Source organism: Homoserinimonas sp. (assembly GCF_056262345.1).
Window position 1 is genome coordinate 1 of the sequence record NZ_JBACFR010000152.1, and the last position, 7,953, is coordinate 7,953.

7 protein-coding genes are annotated in these 7,953 nt (G+C 65.9%); 2 read left to right on the forward strand and 5 right to left on the reverse strand.

The window, feature by feature from the left end:
• The 3 genes from AC062T_RS07560 to AC062T_RS07570 form a co-directional block, all read right to left on the reverse strand.
• A partial coding sequence (locus tag AC062T_RS07560) for an AAA family ATPase (RefSeq protein WP_476028786.1) occupies positions 1-1,650 on the reverse strand: 1,650 nt, incomplete at its 3' end.
• Positions 1,647-2,870, reverse strand: coding sequence for an exonuclease SbcCD subunit D (locus AC062T_RS07565; protein WP_476028788.1), 1,224 nt, complete (start codon positions 2,868-2,870; stop codon positions 1,647-1,649). The genes AC062T_RS07560 and AC062T_RS07565, both read right to left, overlap by 4 nt.
• A gap of 72 nt (positions 2,871-2,942) precedes the next feature.
• Positions 2,943-3,434: an ASCH domain-containing protein gene (locus AC062T_RS07570; protein ID WP_476028790.1), complete on the reverse strand. Its 492-nt coding sequence runs from the start codon at positions 3,432-3,434 to the stop codon at positions 2,943-2,945.
• 105 nt (positions 3,435-3,539) lie between these two features.
• Here AC062T_RS07570 and AC062T_RS07575 point away from each other — a divergent pair, with 105 nt between their 5' ends.
• On the forward strand, positions 3,540-6,536 hold the full coding sequence (locus tag AC062T_RS07575; protein WP_476028792.1) for a DEAD/DEAH box helicase: 2,997 nt from the start codon (positions 3,540-3,542) through the stop codon (positions 6,534-6,536).
• 9 nt (positions 6,537-6,545) lie between these two features.
• Here the strand turns inward: AC062T_RS07575 and AC062T_RS07580 are convergent, their stop codons facing one another.
• Together AC062T_RS07580 and AC062T_RS07585 are read right to left on the reverse strand one after the other, a co-directional pair.
• Positions 6,546-6,917 carry an MmcQ/YjbR family DNA-binding protein gene (locus tag AC062T_RS07580; protein ID WP_476028794.1) on the reverse strand — a complete coding sequence of 124 codons (372 nt, stop codon included), beginning with the start codon at positions 6,915-6,917 and terminating at the stop codon, positions 6,546-6,548.
• Positions 6,918-6,992: 75 nt separating this feature from the next.
• Positions 6,993-7,187: a CsbD family protein gene (locus AC062T_RS07585; RefSeq protein WP_476028796.1), complete on the reverse strand. Its 195-nt coding sequence runs from the start codon at positions 7,185-7,187 to the stop codon at positions 6,993-6,995.
• Positions 7,188-7,429: 242 nt separating this feature from the next.
• On the opposite strand from AC062T_RS07585, the gene AC062T_RS07590 reads away from it, so the two are divergent.
• The coding region (locus tag AC062T_RS07590; RefSeq protein ID WP_476028798.1) for a DUF1206 domain-containing protein at positions 7,430-7,953 on the forward strand (524 nt) is incomplete at its 3' end.

Genomic DNA, 7,953 nt, shown 5'->3' on the forward strand with positions numbered 1-7,953 from the left:
ATGCGAGGCCGACCCCCCCCCCGCGCCCGGCCCCCGGGGGCCCAGCGCCGGGGCGAGCCCCCGGGCGAACCCGCCGATCCGACGCGCGAGAAGATCGTTTAGGGCCGCGCTGGCTAGGGAGTTCGTGGTGCTGGCATCGAACTCGGCCTGCCGTGCGGCGTCGAGGGTTTCGCCCAGCGACACCGCCTCCGTCGCGGCCGCGAGCGCGGCAGCCGCGCGCTCAACCCCGGCCTCCGCCTCTGAGATTCGGCCAGCATCCACCCGCGCGGCCGTCAGGTGAGCTGAACACTCCGCGACCAGCGAAGGAAGCAGCAGCGCGCGCTGAGCGCTGCGGTCGATCTCCGCATCGAGTCGCTCCACCTCCGCAGCGTGGAGCTGCACTTCGGCGTCGAGGGCCGGAATTGCGTTTTCGTCGTCGAGGGCATCTTCGAGCGCACCGAGGGTACGGGAGTTCTGGTCGATGATCGCGGCAAGGGACTCTGACTCGACGCCATCGCCAACGCCAAGGCCGTCGGCGACGACATCGCCGACGACGGGGCCAGCAGCCGTCAGGGTCGCCCACACCTCACGGGCCCGCGCCTCGACCGACGCCGCAGCCGTCGCGGTGCGCTGGGCACGCGCGAGCGCCTCACTCTGCGGGGCCACAGCTGCGGCGTGATCTGCGGAGACCAGCCTGCGCCGCGCGTTCGCGATAGTCTCCCGCTCTGCCTCGAGTGCCACTACTTGGGCGCGCGCATCATCGCGGCGGCGCTGCAGGCCGCGGCGCTCAACCTGGATTCGATGCTCTTCCTCCGCGCTACTCGCACGCTCGAAGGCGGCGAGCACCTCGGCATCCACCGCCACAAGGTGAGCATCGATGATGGTGAGGCTGTGCTCAAACCAGGCAAGGCCAGTCGGCAGCTCGCTTGGCGGCTGCTCGCTCGGCGGCAACTCACTCGGCACCTGCTCGCTCGATGTCGTGGCGCCCCCGAGCGGAGCGAGCCCGTGCAGCAGACCCCGCGCTCGCTCGGCATCTCTCCGCCGCTGCTCCTGCGCGTCCCCCAGCTGCGCCTCTAGCGAGCGTGCCTGCTCCACGATCGCTAGCTCGTAACGCTCGAACCGCTGGGTGCCAAAGAGCGTCTGCAGCAGCGCTTGGCGCTCATCATTCTTGGCCAAAAGAAACTGCTGAAAGCGATTCTGAGCCAACAGGATGACCTGCAAGAACTGGTCTTTCGTGAGCCCGAGGATGCCGCTCAGCTCGGTCGCGACGTCGACGGGCCGAGCCGCGATGCCGTGCCAGTCCCCCTCGCGCCAAACGGCAAGCTCGGCGTCGGCCTTTTGAGTCGTCATGCCCCCACCGCGCTTGGCGGGTCGCTCGTAGTCGGGGCTCCGATGCACCCGATATCGCTCGGCGCCGACCGTGAACTCGAGGGTTACATAGCTGGGGTCGCCTGCGTCGCAGTGGTGGCTGCGCAACTGCTTATCGGTGCCCTCATAGCGCGGGACCGCGTTGTAGAGCGCAAAACACACGGCGTCGAGGATGCTGGACTTGCCTGCGCCGGTCTTGCCCGCCATGAGAAAGATTCCGTCGTCGGCGAAGGCATCAAAGTCGATGCGCTGCGGCGTCTTATACGGGCCGAACCCGGCGATGACGAGCGTGTTGATTCTCATGCAGCGCCCTCCGCCGCCGCAGCCACAACCGCCGAGACAACAGCACGCTCGTGCTCTGACGCGCCCACACCGTTGCGCACGTGCTCAAGAAAGCCGCCCACAATCTCACTGTCGCTGCGGGAGCGAACCCGTTCGGAATAGGTCACGGAGGCAGTAGTGGCGACAACATCAGGCCGGTGTTCGAGGTTCGCACAATAGGAGAACCGCGACTGAAGCTTGCGCATCGCGTCGAGCGGGCGCGCCTGATCGGTGATGACCGCGGCAACCCAGTCACTCTCGTTGGCCGTAAATCGCTCGTCTGTCAATAGCTCGTCAAGGGTTCCGCTGAGCACCGAAAGACGGCGCGGAACAACTAGGTCGACCCACTCGACCGAATCGAGCCCGTGCTCGCCCAACTCCACAAGCCAGGCTCCGCGCGGCTTGCCGGATTCGCTGAAGGTGTAGTGAAGCGGCGCACCGCTGTAGCGCACGCTCTCGCTGAGGCGAGCCCGCCCATGGATATGACCGAGCGCGACGTAATCCGGTCCGTCGAAAGCGCTCAGCGGCACCACATCGAGACCTCCCGCCGTGATGTCGCGCTCGAGTCCCGGAGTCTGCGCAATCTCTCCATCGCGGCCAGCATCGGCATCGACCGCAGGGGGCTCGACGTCAGCCGCACCGCCCCCGACTGCAGCAGCAAAGCAGTGGGCAAGGACCACGCTGCGAGAGCCGCGCTCCGCAGCATCCGCCCGTACCGCGCTCATGGCGTGGGCAAGCACGTCTGCCTGAGTTCGCAGGCGCGAAGGGTCATCGGCGCCAAGCCTGTGTCGCACAATCGAAGGCTCAAGATAGGGGATGCCATAGATGGCCACTGGGCCGTGGGCGTCGACCAGCTCGACGGGTGATGCGAGCTGCTCTGGACGCGTGAACACATGAATATCGGCGGCCGCGGCGAAAGACGACTGAAAGCCGAGCCTCGTGGCGGAGTCGTGGTTGCCGCTGGTCATCACCACGGTGGCGCCAGCATTGCGCAGCGCCAGCAGGGCATCCGTGAGAATCTCGTAGGCATCTGCCGCTGGGGTCGCGGAATCGAAGATATCGCCGGCGACGAGAACAACATCCACCTGGCGCGTGCGCACTACCTCAACCAGAGAGTCGAGCACCGTGCGCAGGTGCGCGAGGGTCGAGTGGCCATGGAACGTGCGCCCAATGTGCCAGTCAGAGGTGTGCAGAAGTCGCATAGGTTTACGCTAGCGGGGGCGACCGACATGATCGGGCAGAAGCTGCGCGTCCGGGCCCGATCGCCCGCTATTTCACCGGGCCAGAGGCCAGACGACCTCGAAGCGTTCGAAGACAACATCGAGCCCATCCGACCACGGGATGCCCCGGTTCTCAGTCACTCGCTTCCAGTACCCGATGTGGTCGGTGAGCCAGGATTCGCGGCTACGGTCACCCTCCCCCTCATCCCAGGCGAAGGCATCGTCGACGCTGGAGATGGGCCCGAGACGCAACCAGGTTGATCGCAAGACCACGGTGGGTGTGCCCGAACCGTCACAGGCGATCCAATGACCGCCGATGCGCGGAAGCAACTGGCTCTCGGCAGTGAACTCGCACACGAGGGTCGCGGTCGCTGTCTTCTGACCTTCAAGAACCAGGGCAAGAAGCTCATCGGCGAGCTCGGCGGAGTCGCCGAACCACTCGACCGACGGATGCTCGAGCTCGTCACCGGGCACCGCATCGCGATAGGCGCGCCAAAGTCGAGCGGCGGCGGCCATATCTGGCTCGGCTACGGGAGTGGGAGTCACCCTCCCATCCTCTCACCGCCCTGCGCACGACGCGACGCCCCCCCTGCCGCGGGCCGCCTGCCGGAGCCGTCGTGACATGTCAGACCCGCATGAAAGACTTCTCCCGTGACCCCGCCGCCCCCTTCCTCGTCGTGGCGTGCGGCTCTTGAACCGCTCATGCCGGTCGCCTCTCGCTCGCCGCTCCGCTCGGCTGGCATGCGCCCCATGGCCCTGCAGTGGGAGTTGCGGGAGCAGGTCTCGCGCACATCGCACCAGTGGGGCGGACCAGCCACTCGCACGGTTCCCGCCGGCAGCGCGGGGAGGAGACCTGACGCCGACGCGTATCGTCTGGGGGTTCGCCCCGTCTCGCGCAGCGCGAGCGGCAACTGGACGCGCAGCTCACTGAGCTGGAGCAATCTGCCCTATCAGGGGAGCGCCGCCGCGCTCGACCCGGCTCACCACCTCTGGTTTACCCAGTTCGCCGCCCTGCACCGACCGATCCGCGATGTCTATGCCGGCCGAGAAAGCGACTGGATCTACCTCGACGATTACCAAAGCCCCCTACTGTGGCAGCTCCTCGCCGACGCCGACGCCCTCGGGATCGCATTCGTTGGCGGCAGCGGCGCCAGCAAGGGCGCGACGATCACGGTTGCCCCTCGCGCCACCCTGAGGCTCGACGCAACCCTCGACGGCGACACCATCGTGCTGTCCCCGAGGCTCGACCTCGACGGGCACGACCGCCCACCCGGCATCGTGGCGACGATCGGCGATCACGGCGCCTACTGCGCCCAGCTGGGGCGCGCGCCGAACATCACCGTCGCGCCGCTCGCACCACCAACCGTCGCCGCGGGCGCAACCCCGCCAGCCGCGGCGAGAGTGGCATCGAGCGATCTGGCCCGCATGCTCACGGCCGGGCAGAGCATCCGGATTCCGGCCAGCGGAGCGGCCGAGTTCTTCAGCGACCTTTATCCGCGGCTCCAGAACAGCATCGGTATCACCAGCTCGAACGCGTCTGTCTCGCTGCCAGAGCTGCCCGCCGCACAGTTGGTGCTCGCGGCGTCGTTTACGCCACGGCACACGCTCACCCTGTCGTGGTTCTGGGACTACGGCCACGACCGCATCCCCGCCGGGCCAGCCGCCCACGGCGATGCCGCGCCTTCAGCCGACCCCACACTGGAGGCCGCGGTTCTTGCCGTGGTGGGACCCCATCTCACCTCTCTGGCGACCACCGTTCTCCGCGGAATCGACGCGGCCGAATTCTCCGCGCACTCACTTGTCGCTCTCGACGGAATGGCCGGCGTGCAGGTCGAGCGCACAGGCAAGCATCCCGACTACCGCGAGCTCACCGAGTTGCCGCACCTCAGCATCCGCACGATCGAAACCGAGCAGCGCGACTGGTTCGATCTGGGCGTGCTCGTGACGGTCGGCGACAAAGAAATTCCCTTCGGGCCGTTGTTTGAAGCTCTCGCGAGAGGGCGCCGCAAACTGCTCATGGTCGACGGCAGCTACCTGTCGCTTCAGCAGCCGCAGTTCGAGAGACTCAACGAGCTCATTGCCGAATCACGGGACCTCGCAGAGTGGGAGACCGGCCCGCGGATCAGTCGTGTCCATGCGAGCCTCTGGTCTGACTTTGAGGATCTGGCGGACGAGACGCACGAGGCGGTGGCGTGGAGGGCAGCGGCTCAGGGGCTGCTCGACACGACAACCATCCCCACCGTGCCCCACCGCCTCAGCGCCACGTTGCGCCCGTACCAACAGCAAGGCCTCGACTGGCTCATATTCCTCTACGAGCATGGTCTTGGCGGCGTACTCGCCGACGACATGGGCCTGGGCAAGACGATGCAGACCCTGGGGCTCCTGGCCCATGCGACTGCGCAGCGCGGCGATGGTCCTCCGTTTCTCGTCGTCGCTCCTACCTCCGTGATTCCCACCTGGGTTTCGGAGGCCGCGCGGTTCGCTCCTGGCCTGCGTGTGGCCGAAATCACTACGGCCCGGGCGGCCAGCAAACAGACGGTGGCGGATGTCGACCCGAGCATCGATGTCGTCGTCACCTCATACGCGCTGTTTCGCCGGGATATCCAGAGCTACCACTCGCGAGAGTGGGCCGGGCTCATTCTCGACGAAGCGCAGTTCGTCAAGAACAGGCTCTCTGCAGTGCACCAGTGCGCTCGAGACCTGAACACGCCATTCACCCTTGCGATCACCGGCACACCGCTCGAGAACAACCTCATGGAGCTGTGGTCGATCTTTTCCCTCGTGGCCCCTGGCCTGTTTGCCTCGCCCCGTCGCTTCGCGGAGGAGTATGCGCGCCCCATCGAGGGCGGCAATAAGGAGCGCCTGGCTCGGCTGCGTCGCCGCATTCGGCCGCTCATGATGCGGCGCACAAAGGACAGGGTCGCCGCCGAACTCCCGCCCAAGCAGGAGCAGATCATCATGGTTGAGCTCGAGGCGCAGCATCGCCGTCTTTATGACACGGCGCTGCAGCGCGAGAGGCAAAAGCTTCTCGGTCTTATCGACGACGTTGATCGCAACCGCATGATCATCTTTCGATCCCTCACGCTGCTGCGCATGCTGAGCCTCGACGCCTCACTTGTGGATGGCGCCCACGCTGGCATCCCGTCCAGCAAGCTGGCGGTCACGATTGATCACCTGAGCGAGGCGATCGCCGAGGGTCACCGCTCCCTCGTGTTCAGCCAGTTCACCTCGTATCTCAGCATCGTGGCCGCGCGGCTCGAGGCATCAGGAATTCCCTATGTCTATCTCGACGGGTCAACCACGAATCGAGCGGAGGTAATCGCCTCGTTCAGGGACGGCGAAGCCCCGGTCTTTCTCATCAGCCTCAAGGCGGGCGGGTTCGGCCTCACCCTCACCGAGGCGGACTACGTGTTCCTGCTCGACCCGTGGTGGAACCCCGCCGCAGAGGCTCAGGCTGTCGACCGCACCCATCGAATCGGGCAGGCGAACACCGTGATGGTCTATCGGATGATCGCCGCAGACACGATAGAAGAAAAGGTGCTCGCGCTCGGCAAGAAGAAGGGGGAGCTGTTCACCTCGGTGATGGACGACGGAGCCGCGTTCAGCTCCGCGTTGACGGCGGAAGACATCCGCGGCCTGATCGACTAGCCCCGGCCACTAGTCCTCGGCAACGGCCCGCTTAGGTGCTCGAACCTTGGGCCGCACGAGTTCGTGGCTTGCGATGATGAGATCCTCTACGAGGTCGTCGGGAACCCCCTCAGACGGGTCCGCGCTCACCACCACCGTGATCCAGTGCTTCTTATTGAGGTGATATCCCGGAGTGATCTCGGCGAACTCCTCGCGCAACGCGACCGAATCTTCTGGGTCGCATTTGAGCGACACCGCGAGAACGTCTGCCCGGAGATTGCTCAGCGCGAAGATGCGACCGTTGCCGCTGGTCTTAAAGACGCTCGTTTCGTTGTCGAAGGGGAACGTCTCTATCGCCTGGGGCAATGACAAGCACAGCTCTTGCAGCGCGTCGGGGGTCATGGGTCGACCATATCGGCGCCGACCGACACGACCCCCTTGCGCCTGCGTGCCGCGGCGTGTGCCGCGGTGCGGTGCCTACTTATTGAAGGCATCCTTCACGTTTGTGCCGGCGTCTTTAACATGCTCGCCAGCCTTCTTGGCTTCTGCTTTGGCCTGGTCGGCTTTGCCCTCGGCGATGAGCTTGTCATCGTGCTTGAGCTTTCCCGCTTCTTCCTTGGCCTTGCCTGCGAGCTTCTCTGCCTCGTTTTCGAGCTTGTCTCCGATACCCATGGCGTACTCCTTTGCTGCATTCGCGCTGGCCTGATGTCGCTGCCAGCCTCGGTAGACCTGTGACAGTAGTCGCCATCTCTCGGAGCGCCATGAGCACTCAGGGAACTCTGAGGCGGGTGAATCGGTGGTATCAAGGGGAGGTGACTCCCTCTGGCCAACCTGCGACCGCGTCGTATCCCCAGCGATCAAACGGCTCCTCGCATGGTGTGCGGCAACGCGTGCGCCGCGCCAGCCACAGTCGCGTGGTGCGCTCGCTGGCCAGGGCTGGGCTTATCGCCAGCGGGGTCGTTCACGTTCTCATCGGGGTGCTCGGCATGTCGGTGGCCAACGGCATTCGAGTCAGAGCAGATCAGTCGGGAGCGCTCGAAGCAGTAGCCGATGCCCCCGGCGGTTACATCCTGTTGTGGGTTGCGACGGTGGCGCTGCTGGGGCTCGGGCTGTGGCAGTGGTCCGGGGCTCTCACCGCTGGCCCCGACGAATCGAAGATCTTCCCTCGCAAACTGCGCGATCATGCCAAAGCACTCGGCTTCGTCGGCGTCGGCCTCGCCTGTCTCGCATTCGCTGTGGGCAGCCGGCCAGACGCGGCCGAGGGAGCCAAGACGCTCAGCTCAACGCTCATCAGCATGCCCGGCGGAGTTTTCGTGCTCGCCGCCATCGGCGCGGTCGTCGGCGGCGTGGGAATCGCGTTTATTTCGCGTGGCGTGAGCCGACGCTTTCGCGAGGACATCGACCCGCCAGAGGGCCCATGGGGTCGTGTCGTCGTGGC

Excerpts from the sequence above, each read along its gene's own strand:
- AC062T_RS07565 (WP_476028788.1), bottom strand. The coding sequence starts at position 2,870 with ATGCGACTTCTGCACACCTCTGACTGGCACATTGGGCGCACGTTCCAT.
- AC062T_RS07585 (WP_476028796.1), bottom strand. The coding sequence starts at position 7,187 with ATGGGTATCGGAGACAAGCTCGAAAACGAGGCAGAGAAGCTCGCAGGC.
- AC062T_RS07580 (WP_476028794.1), bottom strand. The coding sequence starts at position 6,917 with ATGACCCCCGACGCGCTGCAAGAGCTGTGCTTGTCATTGCCCCAGGCG.